This window comes from Actinomadura sp. (genome assembly GCF_044508335.1).
In the GTDB taxonomy this organism is placed as follows: Bacteria; Actinomycetota; Actinomycetes; order Streptosporangiales; family Streptosporangiaceae; genus Spirillospora.
In genome coordinates, this window is sequence record NZ_JBIQHY010000125.1 from 1 (window position 1) to 20,188 (window position 20,188).

17 protein-coding genes are annotated in these 20,188 nt (G+C 72.2%); 12 read left to right on the plus strand and 5 right to left on the minus strand.

Annotated elements, in window-relative coordinates:
- Nucleotides 1–351: 351 nt before the first annotated feature.
- The 5 genes from ACIWVC_RS29200 to mshC all read left to right on the plus strand — a co-directional run bounded on the left by ACIWVC_RS29200 (nucleotide 352) and on the right by mshC (nucleotide 6,108).
- Nucleotides 352–1,110, plus strand: a complete 759-nt coding sequence (locus ACIWVC_RS29200) for an NRDE family protein (protein WP_396454828.1) — start codon at nucleotides 352–354, stop codon at nucleotides 1,108–1,110.
- Nucleotides 1,111–1,177: 67 nt separating this feature from the next.
- On the plus strand, nucleotides 1,178–2,899 hold the full coding sequence (locus ACIWVC_RS29205; RefSeq protein WP_396454829.1) for an ABC transporter substrate-binding protein: 1,722 nt from the start codon (nucleotides 1,178–1,180) through the stop codon (nucleotides 2,897–2,899).
- The gene (locus ACIWVC_RS29210; RefSeq protein ID WP_396446716.1) at nucleotides 2,896–3,858 is read left to right on the plus strand and encodes an ABC transporter permease; all 963 of its coding nucleotides are present in this window, start codon (nucleotides 2,896–2,898) and stop codon (nucleotides 3,856–3,858) included. Before ACIWVC_RS29205 ends, ACIWVC_RS29210 begins: the two co-directional genes overlap by 4 nt.
- A 5-nt stretch (nucleotides 3,859–3,863) precedes the next feature.
- The gene (locus ACIWVC_RS29215; RefSeq protein WP_396446717.1) at nucleotides 3,864–4,808 is read left to right on the plus strand and encodes an ABC transporter permease; all 945 of its coding nucleotides are present in this window, start codon (nucleotides 3,864–3,866) and stop codon (nucleotides 4,806–4,808) included.
- Between the two features lie 70 nt (nucleotides 4,809–4,878).
- Nucleotides 4,879–6,108, plus strand: coding sequence for a cysteine--1-D-myo-inosityl 2-amino-2-deoxy-alpha-D-glucopyranoside ligase (gene mshC, locus ACIWVC_RS29220; protein ID WP_396446718.1), 1,230 nt, complete (start codon nucleotides 4,879–4,881; stop codon nucleotides 6,106–6,108).
- Nucleotides 6,109–6,112: 4 nt separating this feature from the next.
- Here mshC and ACIWVC_RS29225 read toward each other — a convergent pair whose 3' ends face one another.
- The 3 genes from ACIWVC_RS29225 to ACIWVC_RS29235 form a co-directional block, all read right to left on the minus strand.
- Nucleotides 6,113–6,661, minus strand: a complete 549-nt coding sequence (locus ACIWVC_RS29225) for a TrmH family RNA methyltransferase (protein ID WP_396446719.1) — start codon at nucleotides 6,659–6,661, stop codon at nucleotides 6,113–6,115.
- A gap of 105 nt (nucleotides 6,662–6,766) precedes the next feature.
- Nucleotides 6,767–7,621 (minus strand): PAC2 family protein, encoded by an 855-nt coding sequence (locus ACIWVC_RS29230; RefSeq protein WP_396446721.1) that lies wholly within the window; start codon nucleotides 7,619–7,621, stop codon nucleotides 6,767–6,769.
- A 211-nt stretch (nucleotides 7,622–7,832) separates the two neighbouring features.
- Complete coding sequence (locus tag ACIWVC_RS29235) at nucleotides 7,833–8,294, minus strand: universal stress protein (protein ID WP_396446722.1); 462 nt, start codon at nucleotides 8,292–8,294, stop codon at nucleotides 7,833–7,835.
- A gap of 187 nt (nucleotides 8,295–8,481) precedes the next feature.
- Here ACIWVC_RS29235 and ACIWVC_RS29240 point away from each other — a divergent pair, with 187 nt between their 5' ends.
- The 7 genes from ACIWVC_RS29240 to ACIWVC_RS29270 all read left to right on the plus strand — a co-directional run bounded on the left by ACIWVC_RS29240 (nucleotide 8,482) and on the right by ACIWVC_RS29270 (nucleotide 16,430).
- The gene (locus tag ACIWVC_RS29240) at nucleotides 8,482–9,150 is read left to right on the plus strand and encodes an HAD family hydrolase (RefSeq protein ID WP_396454830.1); all 669 of its coding nucleotides are present in this window, start codon (nucleotides 8,482–8,484) and stop codon (nucleotides 9,148–9,150) included.
- Nucleotides 9,151–9,337: 187 nt separating this feature from the next.
- Entirely contained in the window at nucleotides 9,338–9,784 is a 447-nt protein-coding gene (locus ACIWVC_RS29245) for a hypothetical protein (protein WP_396446725.1), read from the plus strand.
- Nucleotides 9,785–10,238: 454 nt separating this feature from the next.
- Nucleotides 10,239–11,231, plus strand: a complete 993-nt coding sequence (locus ACIWVC_RS29250; protein ID WP_396446726.1) for an ABC transporter permease — start codon at nucleotides 10,239–10,241, stop codon at nucleotides 11,229–11,231.
- Between the two features lie 44 nt (nucleotides 11,232–11,275).
- Nucleotides 11,276–13,042 (plus strand): ABC transporter substrate-binding protein, encoded by a 1,767-nt coding sequence (locus tag ACIWVC_RS29255; RefSeq protein WP_396454831.1) that lies wholly within the window; start codon nucleotides 11,276–11,278, stop codon nucleotides 13,040–13,042.
- Nucleotides 13,043–13,147: 105 nt separating this feature from the next.
- Nucleotides 13,148–14,161 (plus strand): ABC transporter permease, encoded by a 1,014-nt coding sequence (locus tag ACIWVC_RS29260; RefSeq protein WP_396446728.1) that lies wholly within the window; start codon nucleotides 13,148–13,150, stop codon nucleotides 14,159–14,161.
- On the plus strand, nucleotides 14,161–15,228 hold the full coding sequence (locus ACIWVC_RS29265) for an ABC transporter ATP-binding protein (protein WP_396446729.1): 1,068 nt from the start codon (nucleotides 14,161–14,163) through the stop codon (nucleotides 15,226–15,228). The genes ACIWVC_RS29260 and ACIWVC_RS29265 overlap by 1 nt, the downstream gene beginning before the upstream one ends.
- A 149-nt stretch (nucleotides 15,229–15,377) precedes the next feature.
- Nucleotides 15,378–16,430, plus strand: coding sequence for an ABC transporter ATP-binding protein (locus ACIWVC_RS29270; RefSeq protein ID WP_396446799.1), 1,053 nt, complete (start codon nucleotides 15,378–15,380; stop codon nucleotides 16,428–16,430).
- 161 nt (nucleotides 16,431–16,591) lie between these two features.
- Here the strand turns inward: ACIWVC_RS29270 and ACIWVC_RS29275 are convergent, their stop codons facing one another.
- Together ACIWVC_RS29275 and ACIWVC_RS29280 are read right to left on the minus strand one after the other, a co-directional pair.
- Nucleotides 16,592–19,096, minus strand: a complete 2,505-nt coding sequence (locus ACIWVC_RS29275; RefSeq protein WP_396446730.1) for an ABC transporter permease — start codon at nucleotides 19,094–19,096, stop codon at nucleotides 16,592–16,594.
- Nucleotides 19,093–19,908, minus strand: a complete 816-nt coding sequence (locus ACIWVC_RS29280; RefSeq protein ID WP_396454832.1) for an ABC transporter ATP-binding protein — start codon at nucleotides 19,906–19,908, stop codon at nucleotides 19,093–19,095. Before ACIWVC_RS29280 ends, ACIWVC_RS29275 begins: the two co-directional genes overlap by 4 nt.
- Nucleotides 19,909–20,188 lie beyond the last annotated feature (280 nt).

A 20,188-nucleotide genomic window follows, 5' to 3' on the forward strand; every position in this document is an offset into this window, starting at 1 on the left:
GCTTCGGTCGGTGGTCACGGCGCGGGTCTGGTCCAAGAGGGTGTGAATTGTGCTCATCCGAGAGGCGTCCGCAGTCGTGTGGGCGCCTCTGGAGCCCCTGTCAGTGAGCCCGTCGATCCTCACGCCGCGGTGTGGGTTGTTGCGACCGTGCGGGTTTGTGACGTGTTGCTGCGGTCGCCCGGTTTGGCGGGGATGGCCGCTGCGTGTGCCTGCCCGTGGTGGTTGCTTCGGTCTGCGCTGCGGCCCGGGTCTGGTCCGAGAGGGTGTGAATTGTGCTCGTCCTAGGGCGGCTGCGGGGGGCGTGGTGGACCCGGGGGTGGGGGGAAATGGGCGGGGTGTTGGAATTGGGGGGTGTGTACCGCGGTCGTCAGTGTGGAGCCCTCCTCTTCTGTGCCCGTGCTCGTGGTGGGGGTGCGGGACGAGTTCGTCGCCCGGGAGTGGGTCGGGCCCGGGCGGCACTGGGCTGATCGGCCCGGGGTCGTCGGGGGGCGCGACCTGCGGGCCGGGGGGACGTGGCTCGCGGTCGAGCCGGAGGCGCCGCGGGTGGCGGTCGTGCTCAACGGGCGCGGGCGGATGGCGCCGGAGGCCGCGCGCGCGTCGCGGGGGGAACTGCCGCTGCGGGTCGCGGCGGAGGGCAAGCTGGGGGAATTGGATCTCGCCGTCTTCGACCCGTTCCATCTCGTCGGGGCCGAGCCCGACCGGGTGCGGCTGTGGAGCTGGGACGGGGAGGCGCTCAGCGAGCGGGAGCTCGGGCCCGGGCTGCACATGATCGTCAACAGCGGGCTGGAGGGCGAGGGGCAGATGGAAGGGGAGACCGAGGACGCCTACATGGCGGCGCGGCTGGCGTACTTCCGGCCGCGGCTGGCGGCCGCGCCGCGGCCCGAGCCCGGGGACGGGCCGGTCGAGTCGGCCTGGGGGGCGTGGCTGCCGCTGCTGAACGGGGACGGGCTGCCCCGCGCCGACCACAGGGCGCTGCTGCCGCTGCTGGACCTCGGCGACGGGCGGGTGTGGGGGACCACGTCGGTGAGCCTCGTCGCGCTGGGGGACCGCGTCCGGTACGACTTCTCCGCCGCCCCGGGCGAGGAGGGCGCCTGGACCCGGGTGCTGTAGTCCCGGTTTGCGGCTGCGGCGGCATGACCCTGGGTGCTAAATTGACTACTTAATGCGATCTTCGGTGGTGGCGTGTCTCGCAGCGGTGCTGCTGGCGGCGGGCTGCGGAGGAGAGGACCGGGGCGTCACCGGCGGCACGCTGCGGGTCGCCGGGGCGTCCGACGTCGACCACCTCGACACCGCGAGCGTGTACACCACCTGGGGCGGGCTGCTCGTCCACCAGTTCGCCCGGACGCTGTTCGGGTACCGGGCGTCCAACGACTTCCAGGAGGCCGTCACCGTCCGGCCCGACGTGGCGGCGGAAATCCCCACCGTCCGCAACGGCGGCCTCAGCCGGGACGGCCTCACCTACACGATCAGGCTGCGCGGCGGCGTGCTGTGGAACACCAGCCCGCCCCGGGAGGTCACCGCCGCCGACTTCGTGCGCGGCATCGAGCGGACCTGCAACCCGGCCCTCCCGTCGGGCGCCAAGGCGTACTACATCGAGACCATCGCCGGGATGGCGGAGTTCTGCGCCGGGTACGCCCGCGTCGACCCGCGCAGCGCCGCGGCGATGGCCCGGTACCGGCGCACCGCGAAGGTCCCCGGCCTGGTCGCCAGGGACGCGCGGACCCTCGTGATCCGGCTGAACCGGCCCGCGAGCGACTTCACCAGCCTCCTCGCGCTGGAGTTCGCGGCGGCGGCGCCCGCCGAGTACGACCGCTACATCCCCGACAGCCCCGCGTTCCGGCGGCACACCATCTCCGACGGCCCCTACCAGATCGCCTCCTACACTCCCGGCAAGGCGTACGTCCTGGAGAAGAACCCGACCTGGCGAGCCGGGTCCGACCCGATCCGCGAGCAGAACCCCGACCGCATCGAGATCTCCCTCGGCCACCAGTCGCCCGACGAGGTGCAGCGGCTGCTGGAGAGCGGCGCCGCCGACCTCTCCTGGGACCAGCCCGTCCCGGCCGCGAAGATCCCCGAACTGCGCGACGACCCCGACTTCGCGATCATGGAGGGGTCGGCGCTCGACCCCTACCTGGTCTTCAACACCCTCAGCCCCCGCAACCGGGGCGCGCTCGGCCGGACGGACGTCCGGCGGGCGATCAGCTACGCCGTCGACAAGGCCGCGATCGTGCGCATCTTCGGCGGCCCCGACATCGCCGAGATCCTGAACCAGGTCATCCCGCCGCACAGCATCGGCCACCAGGAGTTCGCCCTGTACCCGCCGTCCGGCAGGGGAGACCCCGGCAAATGCAGGAACCTGCTCGCCGGAGCCGGGTACCCGCACGGGCTGACGCTGAAGTTCCCCTACCGGCTCAGCGGCGACCACCCGCAGATCGCCCGGTCCGTCACCGGAGACCTGGCCGCCTGCGGCATCCGCGCCGAGCTCGAACCCGACACCGATGGCGCCTTCTACCGCACCACCCTCGTCACCCCCGCGCGGGCCCGCGCCGGGAAATGGGACATCGCCGTGCCCGGCTGGGTGCCCGACTGGTACGGCAACAACGGCCGCGCCACCATCGTCCCGCTGTTCGACGGGCGCCACTACGGCCCCAACTCCAGCGACTACGGCGGCTTCAACGACCCCGAGGTCAACCGGCTCATCGACCACGCGCTCGACGCCCGCGACGCCGACGCCGCCGCCGGCTACTGGGCGCAGGCCGACCACCGCATCATGGAGGACGCCGCCGTCGTGCCGCTCGTCAACCAGCGGACCCCGGTCTTCCACTCCGCCCGCGTCCACGGCGCCCGCTACATGCCGCAGTACCGCGCCTACGACCTCAACCAGGTCACGTTCTCATGACCGGCTACGCCGGGCTCGAGACGCGGAACCCGCCCGCCGCGGCGCCGCCGCGGCCGGTGCAGAGCCGCAGCCCGTCCCGGCTCGCGTGGGACCGGTTCCGCCGCGACCGGCCCGCCGTCGCGTCCCTCGCCGTGCTACTGCTGATCACGGCGTTCGCGGCGCTCGCCCCGCTGTGGGCGCACCTCACCGGCCACCCCTACGACGCGACGTTCCCGCGGACCGGGCTGGACGCCGGCGGCCGGCCCCGCGGCCCCGGCGCCGAGTTCCCGCTCGGCGCCGACCAGCTCGGCCGCGACGTCCTGGTCCGCGCCGCCTACGGCACGCGCGTCTCGCTGACCGCCGGGATCGGCGCGGCCGCGCTCGCCTCCGCCGCCGGGACCGTCGCCGGCACCCTCGCCGGGTTCGCCGGCGGCGCGCTGGACGCCCTGCTGTCCCGGCTGATGGACATGGTCCTCGCGCTGCCCTACCTGCTCGTCGCGATCATGCTGGCGGCCACGTTCCAGATCTCCTCGCCCCCCGCGAGCCTCGCCATGACGGTCCTCGTCATCGCGTTCTTCTCGTTCGCCGCCTACGGCCGCACGATCCGCGGGCAGGTGCTGGCGCTGCGGCAGCAGCAGTTCATCGAGGCGGCCCGCGCCTTAGGCGCGTCCGACGCCCGCATCATGGCCACCGAGGTGCTGCCTAACCTCGCCGCCCCCATCACCGTGCTGACCTCGCTGCTCGTCCCCGCCTCGATCGTGTCGGAGGCGACCCTGTCGTTCCTCGGCGTCGGGATCCGGCCGCCGATGCCGAGCTGGGGGTCGATGCTCGGCGAGGGCGGCGAGGTGTTCCGCACCGCCTGGTGGCTGCTCGCCGTCCCCGGCGCCCTGCTGCTGGCCACCACGCTGGCGTTCAACCTGCTCGGCGACGGCGTCCGCAACGCCCTCGACCCGCGCGGCGGCCGCGCCGCCGGGAGGTGACGGCCGTGGCGCGCTTCGCCGTCCGCCGCCTGCTGTACGCGGCCGCCGTGCTGTGGCTGGTGGCCACCCTGACGTTCCTGGTCCTGCGGGTCTCGCCCGTCCCGGTGGAGCGCCTCATCGGCGGGCCCCGCGCCGACGCCGGCACGCTGGAGCAGATCCGCCGCAACCTCGGCCTCGACCGGCCCCTCCTCGTGCAGTACTGGCGGTTCCTCTCCCGGCTGCCGCGCGGCGACCTCGGCGAGTCCTACGTCAACGGCACGCCCGTCACCGCGCTGATCGGCGCCCGGCTCCCCACCACCCTGTGCCTGGTGTCCGGCGCGGCGGTCCTGTGGTTCGCCGGCGGCGTGGCCACCGGCGTCACCGGCGCGTCCCGGGCGCGGGGCCCGTGGGACCGGGCCGTCACCGTGTTCGTCCTCGCCGGCCTGTCCACGCCGCCGTTCGTGATGGCGCTGGCGCTGCTGTCGCTGTTCACCGCCGGGCTCGGCGCCGGCGGCGTGCACCTGTTCGAGGCGGGCCCGCCCCTGCAGGAGCACTTCCTGCGCCGCATGGTCCTGCCGTGCTTCGCGCTGGCGTTCCTCATGATGGCCGCCTACACGCGCCTCACCCGCGCGGCGATGCTGGACGTGCTGGACGAGGACTACGTCCGCACGGCCCGCGCCAAGGGCCTCCCGGAGCGCCGCGTCGTCGGCGGGCACGCGCTGCGGGCGGCGCTGACCCCGGTCGTCACCCAGCTCGGCATCGACCTCGGCGCCCTCATCGGCTCCACGATCGTCACCGAGAAGGTGTTCGGGCTGCAGGGCGTCGGCCAGCTGGTGTACCAGTCCATCGCGGACGGCGACGCCCCGGTGATCATCGGGGTGACGCTGCTGGTGACGTTCTCGGTCACCGTCGCGAACCTGCTCGTCGACATCGGCTACGCCGTCCTCGACCCCCGCGTCCGCCTCAGCTGACCGGGCGCACGGGGAGGCCCGCGATGATCTCGGAGTAAAGCCGCTGCCTGGGCATGGATAAGCTTTCGGTATGCGATCGTGGCCCGCCTCCGAAGTCCCCAGCCTGCACGACGCGGGCCTGCCCGCCGCCGACCGTCCGCTCGCCCTCCACGACACCGCGACGGGCACGGCGCGCCCCACCGCCCCCGGCGACACCGCCCGGATGTACGTGTGCGGCATCACCCCCTACGACGCCACCCACCTCGGCCACGCCAACACCTACCTCGCGTTCGACCTCGTCAACCGCGTCTGGCGCGACCTCGGGCACCGCGTCCTGTACGTGCAGAACGCCACCGACGTCGACGACCCGCTCCTGGAACGCGCCCGCGACACCGGCGAGGACTGGCGCGCCCTCGCCGACCGCGAGATCCAGCTGTTCCGCGAGGACATGACCGCGCTGCGGATCCTGCCGCCCGACCGGTACATCGGCGCGGTCGAGGCGATCCCGCTCGTCGTCGAGATGATCGAGAAGCTGCGCGGCCGCGACGCCGCCTACGCCGTCGACGGCGACGTCTACTTCCCCGTCGCGTCCGACCCCGCCTTCGGCACCGTCAGCCGCCTAGACCGCGAGCAGATGGCGGCGCTGTTCGCCGAGCGCGGCGGCGACCCCGGCCGCGCCGGCAAGCGCGACCCCCTCGACCCGCTGCTGTGGATGGCGCGCCGCCCCGGCGAGCCCGGCTGGGACTCGCCGTTCGGCGAGGGCCGCCCCGGCTGGCACGTCGAATGCTCCGCGATCTCCGTCGAATACCTCGGCATGGCGTTCGACGTGGAGGGCGGCGGCTCCGACCTCGCCTTCCCGCACCACGAGATGAGCGCCTCGCACGCCCAGGTCGCCACCGGCGAGCGCCCGCACGCCCGCGCCTACGTCCACGCCGGCATGGTCGGCCTCGACGGCGAGAAGATGTCGAAGTCCCGCGGCAACCTGGTGTTCGTGTCGAAGCTGCGCGAGGCGGGCGCCGACCCGATGGCGATCCGGCTGGCGCTGCTCGCCCACCACTACCGCGCCGACTGGGAATGGACGGACCGCGACCTCGACGCGGCCGCGGCCCGCCTCGCCCGCTGGCGGGCCGCGGCCGCCCGCCCCTCCGGGCCGCCCGCCGCGCCGCTGGCCGCCGCGGTCCGCGGCCACCTCGCCGACGACCTGGACGCCCCCGCCGCCCTCGCCGCCGTGGACGACTGGGCCGCCCACGACGGCACCGACGACCGGGCCCCCGCCCAGGCCGCGGCCGTCGCCGACGCGCTCCTCGGCGTCGCCCTGTGACCCGTCACAGCAGCCCGGCGAGCTTGTAGAGGACGAGCGACCCGGCGACCGCGACATTCAGGCTGCTGCCGCCGCCCACCATGGGGATCTCCACGGCCAGGTCCAGCAGGTCGAGCGCCTCCGCCGGGATGCCGGTCCGCTCGTGCCCCAGCACGGCGACCGTCCGGACCCGCGCGGCGGGCAGGTCGGCGAGCCGCACCGCCTCGTCCGCCAGCTCCACCCCGACGACCCGGGAGCCGGCCTCCCGCTGCCGCTCCAGCCAGCCGAGCGGGTCGCCCACCCAGTGGACGCAGGCGGGCCGCCGCAGCGTGTTGCCGCGTTCGAGCGCCTCGGGCACCCACGGGTACCGCGGCACCGCCAGGCACGCGCCGACAGCGTCGCAGGTGCGCAGCAGCGTCCCCAGGTTCGCGCCGTACAGCGGCCACAGCGGCGCGGCGATGAGATGGTCCCAGCAGGAATGGGAGCGGCGGCGGCGCTGCCGGCGCAGCTCGCGCTCGGGGCGGACCCGGATCGCCGGGCCGCCCGCGCGCCCGCCGCGCGTCCGGGCGCTCACCGGCGCGGGGCGCTACCGCCCTCCAGAAGGAAAGACATCATGATCGGCGCACTTCGCGGCGTGCGCGGGCCATCACCGAGAAACGGGACGCGGCCGAGTGTAACGCTACGCCGGGCCCCGCCCCGGGTCGCGGCGCCGCAGATAGCGCTCGAACTCGCGGGCGATGGCGTCGCCGCTGGCCTCCGGCAGCTCGGTCGCGTCCTTCTGCTCCTCCAGCGTCCGGACGTACTCGGCGACCTCGGAGTCCTCCTCGGCGAGCTCGTTCACGCCGTGCTCCCAGGCGCGCGCCTCCTCCGGCAGCTCACCGAGCGGGACGGTCACGTCGAGGAGGTCCTCGACGCGGCGCAGCAGCGCCAGCGTCGCCTTCGGCGACGGCGGCTGCGCCACGTAGTGCGGGACCGCCGCCCACAGCGACACCGTGTCGAGGTCGGCCTTGGCGCACGCGTCCTGCAGCACCCCGAGGATCCCGGTGGGGCCCTCGTAGCGGGCCGGTTCCAGGTGCAGCGTGCTGACCAGCCCCGCCTCCGACGCGGCGCCGGTGACGGGCACCGGCCTGGTGTGCGGCGCGTCGGCCAGCAGCGCGCCCAGCAGCACGACGTTGCGGATGCCGAGCTCCAGCATCAGCCCGACCAGCTCGCGGCAGAACGACCGCCACCGCATGTTCGGCTCGATGCCGTGCAGCAGCACCACGTCCTTGCCGCTCGGCAGCCGCGCCCACGACACCCGCGTCGTCGGCCAGGTGATCCCGCGGGTCTCCCCGTCGGCCATCTCCACGATCGGGCGGGTGACCTGGAAGTCGTAGTAGTCGTCGGGATCGAGCTCGGCGATGGGCACCGCTTCCCAGGTCGACTCCAGATGCGCGATCACCCCGCTGGCGGCCTCCCCGGCGTCGTTCCACCCCTCAAAGGCGGCCACGAGCACCGGATCCACGAGTTCCGGCACGCTTTCGAGCTCGACCACGCGCTGCCTCCTTCCGACGCCCTGGTACAGCGTCACCGACGGGGGCGCCATTCCCGGGGTCGGGGGCCCCGCTCATGATCGGTGGCTGTCAGCCTACGTCCTGACACTGACCTACCCCACCCCTCACGAGCCAGACCCCGGCGCCGTACGCCAGGGGCGGAACCCGGATCACAATCTGGTCTCCGCCCCGCGGCCGCCCGGGGCCGGCGGGTCACTTGCCCTTCGGTGTGGTGTGGACGATCAGCACGTCGCAGGGGGACCGGTGCGACAGGTTCGCCGGGACGGACCCGAGGATGCGGCCGGCGAGGCTGTTCAGGCCCCGGTTCCCGACGACGACGAGGTCGGCCTCGCGTTCCTTGGTGAGCTTGGCGAGGACGTCCACCGGGTCGCCCTCGACGGCGACCTGCTCGATGTCGGTGGCGCCCGCCGCGACCGCCCGCTCGCGGGCCGCCCGCAGCGCGTCGTCGGCGGGCGTGGAGCCCTGCACCTTGTACGCCAGGTCGCCGAGCCGGTCGGCGGCGCTGGCGCGCTCGCGCTCCGGCATCGGGCTGTAGGCCGAGGCGAGCAGGAGGGTCGCGCCGGTGGCGGCGGCCAGCTGCGCGGCCCGGTCCACCGCGCGGAACGAGGAGTCCGAGCCGTCGGTGCCGACGAGGATGATGCGGTACGCGCTCATGCCGTTCCTTACCCGTTGGTAGTCACTGGTGGCACGGTATCGGTCCGGTGACCCATCCGTCACCGTCTCTTTGCACACCCCGTCCAAGAAGAGCCGTCTCCCCGGGGGGCCGTGCGCGAGGGCGGTGCGGCGTCCGCGTGCGGACGCCCGGGAGCGGCCCGCGACCTCCCGGTTATGGTGGGGTTACATGTGCACCCCCTCCCACGGCCTGCAGGCCGTGCTCTTCGACATGGACGGCCTGCTCATCGACTCCGAGCGCCTCTGGCTGGAGGTCGAGTCCGAGGTGATGGCGTGGCTCGGCGGCGAGTGGAGCCCGGCCCACCAGGAGAAGCTCGTCGGCGGCTCCCTGTCCGTCGCCGTCGGCTACATGCTGGAGCTGACCGGCGCCGACGCCGACCCCGGCGAGGTCGGGCGGCGGATGCTGGACGGCATGGCCGAGCGCCTCACCGCCTGCGTCCCGATGATGCCCGGCGCCAAGGAGCTGCTCGCGGAGGTGCGCGCCGCCGGCGTCCCGGCCGCGCTGGTGTCCTCCAGCCACCGCAGGCTGATCGAGCCGGTGCTGGACGCCGTCGGCCGCGAGCACTTCGCGCTCAGCGTCGCCGGCGACGAGGTGGCCCGCACCAAGCCCGACCCCGAGCCGTACCTGACCGCCGCCGCGCGGCTGGGCGCCGACCCGGCCCGCTGCGTCGTGCTGGAGGACTCGCCGAACGGCGTCGCGGCCGCGGAGGCGGCGGGCTGCGCCGCCGTGGCGGTACCGGGCGTCCTGCCGATCCCGCCCGCGCCGGGCCGCACCGTCGTGGCCTCGCTGCGCGAGGTCGACCTGGCCATGCTGTGCTCCCTCATACCCGCGGGCTGATACCCGCGGGGTGCCCGCGGGGGAGGGGTCACGCCGGAGGAGGAGATCGGCCCGGCCGCAAAACCGTCCGCCGGGAGGAGCAGGATCGGCGTCCGGCGTGTGAGCATGGAGGAAAGCGCCCTCGCGTGAGGAGCACGCGGCGGCACGTGGGGCACCGGAGCAGCGCCGTACGGAGTGAGGGGCCGGCATGAGCGACGCAGTCATTTTCGCGATCAGCCTCGGGGTCACCCTGGCCGGGCTGGTGATCAGCTGGGGCGTCTACCGCCGCCGGGGCGCGGCCACCGGCCTGCGCGGCGCCGCGCTGTCCCTGGTGCCGCTCGCCGCGGCGATGACGGGGGTGACGGAGTTCTTCGTCGACCTGGCGTTCAGCCCGGTGAAGTGGGCGGGCGTCGCCGTGGCCGGCCTCGCCGTGCTGCTGTACATGGCGTCCGGGGCGATGCTGAGCCGCCGCGCGGACGCGCCGGGCGGCAAGGCGGCCGGCAGGTCCGGCGGGAAGGCCGCCGGGGAGGGCGGCCGGAGGTCCGCGGGCCGCGGCGCCAAGCCGAAGGGCGCCGTGGAGGGGCCCGCCCAGGGCGGCGGCGACCCGGAGATGGCGGAGATCGAGCGGATCCTGCGCGACCGCGGCATCTCCTGAGGCGTCTCCCGAGCGAGACCGCCCGGCACCGCGCGAAGCGAGCGGCGGGCCGGGGCGTCCCCGAGGTGGCCGGGGGGCGCCCCGGCCCGCCGTATTCTGTGCCCGAAGTGGCTGACCTGCGGAGAATCGGTCTCAGAACGGACTCAGTACGGTAAAGCTTGCCGTGCCCGGCGGCCCCCGAGTTGCCTGCCCCGCTGGTGGTGAACGTACTATTCGGGCGATTTGTCGGAATAGGCGTTCAGGCGCGTGTGCCCCAGATGACGACGAGATCACAAGTCAGATACGGGTACTGGCGAAGCTCGCTTCACGGATGGACAGTCGTGCCCGAAGGACTACGTTTCCCTTCAGCAAACGCGGCGTAACGGGCACGGGGGCAGCGGATGATCTCCGCGGCCGCCGGCCGGGCGCCGGCGGCATGGCCGAACCAGTGGCCGGACGGTAGGAGGTATGGAGCGTGGCCGCACCCATTGAGGTGACCGGGTCCGACACCGAGGCGCAGCCGGAATCGGTCCTCGCCGGTGTCGACAGCAAGAAGATCCAGGGACGCTCCCTCGGTCAGATCGCCTGGATCAGGCTGAAGCGCGACAAGGTCGCGCTGACCGGCGCCGTCGTGGTCATCCTGCTCATCCTGCTCGCGATCTTCGGCCCCTACTTCGTCCAGGACCCGCTCAAGTACCACCAGAACCTGATCGACCCGACCTACAACCGGCCCAAGACGGGCTTCTGGCACTCGGGCATCAGCGGCGACCACTGGCTCGGCGTCGAGCCCGGCTCCGGCCGCGACATGCTGGCCCGCATCGTGCACGGCGCCCGGATCTCGCTGCTGGTGTCGTTCCTGGCGACGCTGCTGTCGGTGGTCATCGGGACGGTCATGGGCATCACCGCCGGCTACTTCGGCGGCTGGGTCGACTACCTGATCAGCCGCGCGATGGACGCCTTCCTGGCGTTCCCGCTGCTGCTGTTCGCGATCGCGCTGGTGGGCGTCGTGTCGGACGGCTCGTTCGGGCTGAACGGCAACGGGCTGCGGGTCTCGGTGCTGATCTTCGTGATCGGGTTCTTCAACTGGCCGTACATCGGCCGCATCATCCGGGGGCAGACGCTTTCGCTGCGCGAGCGCGAGTTCGTCGACGCGGCGCGCAGCATGGGCGCCCGGAGCTCCTATGTGCTGTTCAAGGAAGTCCTGCCGAACCTGGTCGCGCCGATCCTGGTCTACTCGACCCTGCTGATCCCGACCAACATCCTGTTCGAGGCGGCGCTGTCGTTCCTCGGCGTCGGAGTGATCCCGCCGGCGCCGTCGTGGGGCAACATGCTCACGCTGGCCGTGCCGATCTACGCCTCGGACCCGATGTACATGATCATCCCCGGTATGGCGATCTTCATCACCGTCCTCGCCTTCAACCTGTTCGGTGACGGGCTGCGGGACGCTCTCGACCCTCGGGCCAAGTGACTCGGGTTCATCCGACCCGTCTAATTGAAGGGGTGCGCCTGCACATGAACAAAATGAGACCGATCGCGGTCTTCGCGGCCGGTGTGGTCGCGGCCGCGGGGCTGGCCGCCTGCGGCGGCGGCGAGTCGGGAAGCTCGGGGAGCGGCCCCGGCTACAACGCCGGGGTCAACGAGGTGGTCAACAAGTCGGACAAGAAGGGCGGGACGCTCAAGCTCGCCAGCTCCGACGACTGGGACTCGCCCGACCCCGGCAACACCTACTACGCCTTCTCGCAGAACTTCGCGCGCCTGTACGGCCGGGGGCTGACCACCTTCAAGCCGGCCGCGGGCAAGGAGAGCCTGGAGGTCGTCCCGGACCTCGCCACCGACCTGGGCACGCCCAGTGACGGCGGCAAGACCTGGACGTACAAGCTGCGTACCGGCGTCAAGTTCGACGACGGCACCACCGTCACGTCCAAGGACGTGAAGTACGCGGTCGAGCGCAGCAACTACACCAAGGAGCTGCAGCTCGGTCCGAAGTACTTCAAGCAGTACCTCGTCGACAACAAGCCCCCCTACAAGGGCCCGTACGAGGACAAGAGCGACGAGGGCCTCAAGTCGATCGAGACCCCCGACGACCAGACGATCGTGTTCCACCTGAACACGCCGTTCTCCGAGTTCGACTACCTGGTCGCGATGTCGCAGACCATGCCCGTGCCGAAGGCCAAGGACACCGGCACGAAGTACGAGACCGCGATCGTCTCCAGCGGCCCGTACAAGGTCGACAACTACACCCGCGGCAAGTCCATGACGCTGTCGCGGAACCCGAACTGGAACCAGAGCACGGACCCGCTCCGCAAGGCGCTGCCCGACAAGATCGAGGTCCAGCTCAAGCAGAACGCGGACGACATCGACCAGCGCCTGCTCGCGGGCACGCTGGACATGGACATCTCCGGCGTCGGCGTGCAGTCCGGCACCCAGCCGAAGGTCCTGGCGGACGCCCAGAAGCCGTACGTGGACAACCCCGTCCAGGGCTTCCTGCGGTTCATGTCGCTGAACGTCCACGTCAAGCCGCTGGACAACGTCCACTGCCGCATCGCGGTGCAGTACGCGACCGACAAGGTCGCCGCGCAGACCGCCTACGGAGGCCCGCTGGCCGGCGGTGACGTCGCCACGACGGTGCTGCCCCCGACGGTCGACGGCTACACCAAGTTCGACCTGTACCCGCAGAAGCAGGCCGAGGGCGGCAACGGCCTCGACCAGGCCACGCTGAACAAGGCCAAGGAGGAGCTGAAGGCCTGCGGCCAGCCCAACGGCTTCAGCACCAAGATCTCGGCCCGGTCGGACCGGCCGAAGGAAGTCGCGATGGCGCAGGCCATCCAGCAGAGCCTGGCCAAGGTCGGCATCAAGGTCGACATCGTGCAGTGGCCGGCCGGTGACTACTTCAACAAGTACGTCGGCGTGCCGGACTACGTCCACAAGCACGGCATCGGCATGATGATCATGGCGTGGGCGGCCGACTGGCCGACCGGCTACGGGTTCCTCGCCCAGATCGTCCACGGTGACGCCATCAAGCCCAACGGCGGCACCAACCTGGCCGAGCTGGACGACCCCGCGATCAACAAGGCGCTGGACGACGCGATCGCCAACACCGACAAGGCGGCGCGCACGAAGGCGTACGGCGAGATCGACAAGATGGTCATGCAGTCCGCGGCGGAGGTCCCGCTGATCTACGCCAAGGCGCTGATGTACCGGCCGAAGCGGGCCACCAACGTCGGGATCACCTACTCCTATGGCGGTATGTACGACTACCTGAACATGGGCGTGGAGTAACCATCCGCTTCGTCCGTGCGTCCATCTGAAGGCAGGTGAAGGCGACGCCCGCCGGCCGGGTCAGGACCCACAGGTCCGCCCGGCCGGCGGGTGGGGCCGAGGAATGTGTTCGCATACATCATCCGGCGCCTCATCGGTGCCGTCCTCATGTTGCTGCTGGTCAGCCTGGTGACCTTCGGCATCTTCTTCGGGCTGCCGAAGCTGGCGGGACAGACCACCGACCAGATCGCGGCCGCCTACGTCGGCAAGGCCCCGACGGCCGAGGCCATCCAGGACACCAAGGAGCGGCTCGGACTGGACAAGCCGATCGTGGTCCAGTACGGCAACTACCTGAAGGGCATCGTCGCCGGCCAGGACTACAAGGCCGGCCCGGTGACCGACCACTGCCCGGCGCCCTGCCTCGGCTACTCCTACCGCAGCAGCCAGCCGGTGCTGCAGACGCTGCTCGACCGGGCCCCGGCGACCGCGTCGCTCGCCCTGGGCGCGGCGGTCATCTGGCTCATCGGCGGCATCACCACCGGCGTCGTGTCGGCGCTGCGCCGGGGGTCCGTCTGGGACCGCACCGCGATGATCATCGCGTTGAGCGGCGTGTCGCTCCCCATCTACTTCACGGGCCTGGTCTCGCTCGCGCTGTTCTCCTACACCTTCAAGATCTTCCCGGGGGGCGGCAGCTACACCTCGATCAGCGACAACCCGGTGATGTGGTTCGAGGCGCTCGTGCTGCCCTGGGTGACGCTCGCGTTCCTGTACGCGGCGATGTACGCGCGGCTCACCAGAGCGGGCATGCTGGAGACGATGAACGAGGACTACATCCGCACCGCCCGCGCCAAGGGGCTGCCGGAGAAGACCGTCGTCACCAAGCACGCCCTGCGCGCCTCGCTGACGCCGATCCTCACCATCTTCGGCCTCGACCTCGGCCTGCTCCTCGGCGGCGCCGTGCTCACCGAGAACACCTTCGGCATCCCCGGCCTGGGCCAGCTGGCGATCAGCTCGATCAACGGCGGCGACCTGCCCATGGTGCTCGGCATCACGCTGATCACCGCGAGCTCGATCGTCTTCATCAATCTGCTCGTCGACCTGCTGTACGCCGTCGTCGACCCGAGAGTGAGGCTGAGCTGATGACCGGCACCGCGCCCGCCGCGGACACCGCGGGCACCGGCGAGGCCCCCACCGCGTTCCTCGAGGTCCGCGACCTGAAGATCCACTTCCCGACCGACGACGGCCTGGTGAAGTCGGTGGACGGGCTGTCGTTCCAGCTGGAGCGCGGCCGGACCCTCGGCATCGTCGGCGAGTCCGGCTCGGGCAAGAGCGTGACCAGCCTCGGCATCCTGGGCCTGCACAACAAGCGCAACGCCAACATGTCCGGGGAGATCTGGCTGAACGGCAAGGAGCTGGTGAACGCCTCGCGCGCCGAGGTCCGCCGGCTCCGCGGCCGCGACATGGCGATGATCTTCCAGGACCCGCTGTCGGCGATGCACCCGTTCTACACCATCGGCGCCCAGATCATCGAGGCGTACCGGGTCCACAACGACGTGTCCAAGCAGGTGGCGCGCAAGCACGCCATCGACATGCTCGGCCGCGTCGGCATCCCCAAGCCGGAGAAGCGGGTCGACGACTACCCGCACCAGTTCTCCGGCGGCATGCGGCAGCGCGCGATGATCGCGATGGCGCTGTCGTGCAACCCGGAGCTGCTGATCGCCGACGAGCCGACGACGGCGCTGGACGTGACCGTCCAGGCGCAGATCCTCGACCTGATCCGCGACCTGCAGCAGGAGTTCAACTCCGCCGTCATCATGATCACCCACGATCTCGGGGTGGTCGCCGAACTGTCCGACGACATCCTGGTGATGTACGCGGGCCGCGCGGTGGAGTACGCCTCCGTCGACGACGCCTTCCACCGGCCGCTGCACCCCTACACGTGGGGGCTGCTCGGGTCGATGCCGCGCCTCGACCGGGAGCGCAGTGAGCGGCTCCAGCCGATCGAGGGGTCGCCGCCGAGCCTGATCAACGTCCCGTCCGGGTGCGCGTTCCATCCGCGCTGCCCCTACATGGACCTCAACGGCGACAGGTGCACGACGGAGCGGCCCGAGCTGATCGAGGTCGTGCCGGGCCACAAGGCGGCGTGCCACCTCCCGCTGGAGAAGCGGCGGGAGATCTGGAACGACGAGATCCGGCCGAAGCTGTGACGAGCACGGGTGGGAACGAGACTGTGAGCACAGAGAAGACCCCGGCCGGAAACGCCCCCGACGGCGCCCCGGTCGGCAGCGCCCCGGCCGCCGAGACCCCGGCCGAGGAGACCCGGGCCGCGGCGCGGCCCGCCCCGGACGGCGAGCCGCTGCTGGAGGTGGAGAACCTCGGCAAGCACTTCCCGGTGACCGCGGGGCTGCTGCGCCGGCAGGTCGCGGCGGTGAAGGCCGTCGACGGCGTGTCGTTCTCGGTCCGCAAGGGCGAGACCCTCGGGCTGGTGGGGGAGTCCGGCTGCGGCAAGTCCACCACCGGCCGCATGATCATGCGGCTGCTGGACCCCAGCTTCGGGAAGATCACCTTCGAGGGGCAGGACATCACCAAGATGTCGCAGGGCCGGCTCCGGCCGCTCCGCCGCGACCTCCAGATGATCTTCCAGGACCCGTACTCGTCGCTGAACCCCCGCAAGACCGTCGGCGCGATCGTCGGGGCCCCGTTCCGGCTGCAGAACATCGAGGCCAAGCAGGGCGTCAAGAAGGCCGTCCAGGAGATCCTGGAACTCGTCGGCCTGAACCCCGAGCACTACAACCGGTACCCGCACGAGTTCTCCGGCGGGCAGCGGCAGCGCATCGGGATCGCCCGCACCCTCGCCCTCAAGCCCAAGCTGATCATCGCGGACGAGCCGGTGTCGGCGCTGGACGTGTCGGTGCAGGCGCAGGTGGTCAACCTGCTGGAGGACCTGCAGGACGAGCTCGACCTCACCTACGTGGTGATCGCGCACGACCTGTCGGTCGTCCGGCACATCTCCGACCGCGTCGCCGTCATGTACCTCGGCAAGATCGTCGAGATCGCGGACCGCGCGGACGTGTACCAGCGGCCCATGCACCCCTACACCAACGCGCTGCTGTCGGCGGTGCCGATCCCGGACCCGAGCGAGCGCGACCAGCGCAAGCGGATCCGGCTGCAGGGGGACGTGCCGAGCCCGATCGACCCGCCGCCCGCGTGCCGGTTCCACACCCGCTGCTGGAAGGCGCAGGACATCTGCAAGCAGGTCGAGCCGCCGCTGGTGGAGCTCAGCCCGGGGCACCACGCCGCGTGCCACTTCCCGGAGAACACCACGGTCAGCGCGACCGACGCGGTCGCCAAGGCCGCGGTGGCGCCGGGCGCGGCCCCGGCCGACGACCCCGAGCCCGCCGCCGACTAGACCCCGGCCGGGCCGCGCCCGGCCGGGCGGCCGGGCGCGGCCGGGTTGACGCCGCCGGGACCTTCCCCTCCGGTGCGCCTCCCGCACAAGGAAGGACCCGGCCCCTCCGCGCGGAGGGGCCGGGTCCTTCCCGTCGCCGGGGCCTTGCCCCCGGCGACGGGTCATTCGGTGGAGATGGCCTTCAGGACGTCCATCCGCCCGGCCCGCCACGCCGGCCACAGCGCCGCCAGCACGCCGATCACCGCGGCCACCACCAGGTACACCAGCAGCGTCCCGTACGGGACGGCGAGGACGCCGAGGCCCTGGTCGGCCAGCGCGTTCTGCAGCGCCGCGCCGAACGCCACCCCGATGCCCATGCCGAGCACGGCGCCGAACACCGCGATCATGATGGACTCCAGCCGGATCATGCGGCGCAGCTGCCGCCGGGAGATCCCGATCGCGCGCAGCAGCCCGATCTCCCGGGTCCGCTCGATCACCGACAGCGCCAGCGTGTTGATCACCCCGACCGCCGCGATGATGACCGACATCACCAGCAGGATCGTCAGGAACGTCACGAACCCGTCGACCTGCTTGCGGGCGTCGGACTTCAGCGTCGCCTGGTCGGCGACCTCGAGGTTCGGGTACGCCTTCACCGCCGAATCCAGCGCCGCCTTGGTGGAGGCGTCCGCGCGGGCCGTGTCGACCACGACGAGCCCGACGGTGGGCCGCACCGTGTGCCGCAGATGCGCCTGCTGTGAGATCATCCGCGGCCCGATCAGGTCGCTCCTGGCGTACACGCCGGCGACGGTGAGCGACTCGGTCTTCCCGTCGGCGAACCGCACGGGCACCGGCGTGCCGACCTTCCAGCCGCGGTCCTTCGCGGTGTCCTCGTCCACCATGATCGACGCCGGGCCGCCGCCGGCGGAGCCCGACACCAGCTTCAGCCGGGCCGCCTTCGCCAGCGCCGCCAGGTCGCCCGACACGTAGAAGGCGTCCTTGCCCTCGATCTTCGCCTTGGCGGTGTAGGTCGGCGACACCGCCACCACGCCCGGCGTGTCCTTGATCTTCTGCTGCGCCTCGGCGTTCACGCCGCCGGGGCCCTGCGACTGCACCAGGTAGTCCGCGCCGAACTGGGCGTCCACCTGCTCGTCGATCGACGCCCGCATCGTCGCGCCCAGCACGTTCACCGTGGTGATCAGCGCCAGGCCGATCATCAGCGCGGCCGCGGTCGCGGCGGTGCGGCGCGGGTTGCGCAGCGCGTTCTGCCGCGCCAGCCGCCCGGGCGACCCCATCAGCCGCGCCGCGGGCGCGCCCAGCACCTTCAGCACCGGGACGCTGATCACCGGGGCGAGCATCGCGACGCCGACGAACACCCCGAACGCGCCCGCGCCGACCGGGATCGCCGGGTTGCCGCCGCCGTCACCGGCCAGGCCGACGCCGATCAGGCCCGCGCCGGCGAGGGTCAGCAGCGACCCGAGCGCCACCCGGATCCGCAGCGACCGCTGCGGCAGCGCCACGTCGTCGCGCATCGCCGCGACCGGCGGGATCTTCGCGGCGCGCCGCGCCGGGAAGTACGCCGACACCACGGTCACCAGGATCCCGACCGCGTACGACGCGATCACCGGGGTCGCGGTGAACGTCAGGCCGCCCTGCCCGGCGTCGCCCATCTGCGTCTGCAGCAGCGACGCCAGCCCGGCCCCGGCCGCCAGGCCCAGCGTGGACCCGACGACGCCGACCGCGACCGCCTCGCCGATCACCGCCCGCGTCACCTGCGCGCGGGCCGCGCCGATCGCGCGCAGCAGCGCCAGCTCGCGGGTCCGCTGCGCGACCAGCATCGAGAACGTGTTGAAGATGATGAACGCCCCGACGAAGATCGAGATCAGCGCGAACACCAGCAGGAACGTCCGGAAGAAGCTCATCATCTGCGCGACGTCGCTCTTGGACTCCTCGCGCAGCTGGTCGCCGGTGACGGCCTCCATCCCCTGCGGCAGGACCTTCGCGACCCGGTCGCGCAGCTCCTCCTGGGACGGGCCCGACGAGCCCATCTCGATGTCGCTGAAGTAGCCGGGCTTCAGCATCAGCTTCTGCGCGGTCGGCGTGTCGAACCCGGTGAGCGTCGCGCCCATCAGGTTCCCCGCGTCGACCAGCCCGACGATCTTCATGCGGGCCGGCGGGCCCGCGGTGAGGACCTGCGTGACGTCCCCGAGCGCCAGCTCGCCCTTCTCCGCCGTCCTGGTGTCGATGACGACCTCGCCCGGCCCCTGCGGCGCGCGGCCCGACGCCAGGTCGTACGACCCGCCCGTCGTCCAGTTCGTGCCGATCTGCGGCGGCCCGTTCTGCGCCGTCCCGACGATCTTGCCGTCCTTGCCGACGACCGCCGCGTACCCGTTGACGTTGCCCTTCGGGTCCTTGACGCCCTCGACGCCCCGCAGCGTCTTCAGCACCGCCGCCGGCACCGGCTGCGCCGCCATCCCGTCGTCGTCGCCGCCGACGACCTTCTTCGCCCGCACGTCCACGGCCACGTTCGTGCCGATCCGGCTGAACAGCTCGTCGAACTGCTTGTTCATGCTGTCGGTGAAGATCAGCGTGCCGGCCACGAACGCCACGCCGAGGATCACCGCGACGGCCGTCAGCACCAGCCTGATCTTGTGCGCCGCGAGGTTGCGGAGCGTGACCCTGCCCATCATCGCGCCGGGACCTCCGAGTCCGCGGCGGGACGGGCGGCGGCGTCGAAGCCCTTCATCCGCTCCAGCACCCGCTCCGCGGTCGGCTCGGTCATCGTGTCGACGATCTGCCCGTCGGTCAGGAACAGCACCTGGTCGGCGTACGCGGCCGCGGACGGGTCGTGCGTCACCATCACGATCGTCTGCCCCATCCGGCTCACCGAGTCCCGCAGGAACGACAGGACCTCCGCGCCCGACCGCGAGTCCAGGTTCCCCGTCGGCTCGTCCGCGAAGATGATCTCCGGGCGGGACGCCAGCGCGCGGGCGCACGCCACCCGCTGCTGCTGCCCGCCCGACAGCTCGCTCGGCCGGTGCTTCAGCCGCGGCCGCAGCCCCACCGTGTCGATCACCGTGTCCAGCCACTCCCGGTCGGGGCGGCGGCCGGCGATGTCCATCGGCAGCGTGATGTTCTCCAGCGCCGTCAGCGTCGGCACCAGGTTGAACGCCTGGAAGATGAACCCGACCTTGTCGCGCCGCAGCCGCGTCAGCTGCTTGTCCTTCAGCGCCGTCAGCTCGGTGTCGCCGATGAAGACCTGCCCGGAGTCCACCGAGTCCAGCCCCGCCATGCAGTGCATCAGCGTGGACTTCCCGGACCCCGACGGGCCCATGATCGCGGTGAACCGGCCGCGCGGAATGCCGACCGTGACCCCGTCGAGCGCGACGACCTGGGCGTCGCCGCGCCCGTACACCTTCGCGATCTGCTGGGTCCGTGCGGCGAAGTCGCCCGCCCCGGGCGCGGGCTGGGCGCCGGAGGCCGAAGGGGCGCTGTTCGTCACGTTGAAACTCCTGTGTGTGTGAGTGGTCGAAAGGCGTCGCGATCGCTGTACCCCCGGCGACCCGACACCCAGAACACTAGAAGCCGCACGAAGCAGATGGATGCACCCCAGGAACGGACTTGCCGGTCCACCCACGGCAGGAGGCGCCCGCCCCCCGTCGTACTCGGGGAGTAGACCCCCGCCCCGCGAACGTCAGGGATCTCTCAGGGATCATCCCTGAGACCCGCCGCCCCGCCGGGCCCGGCCCGCGGCCCGGCCGCAGGTCAGCCGCGCCGGCCGC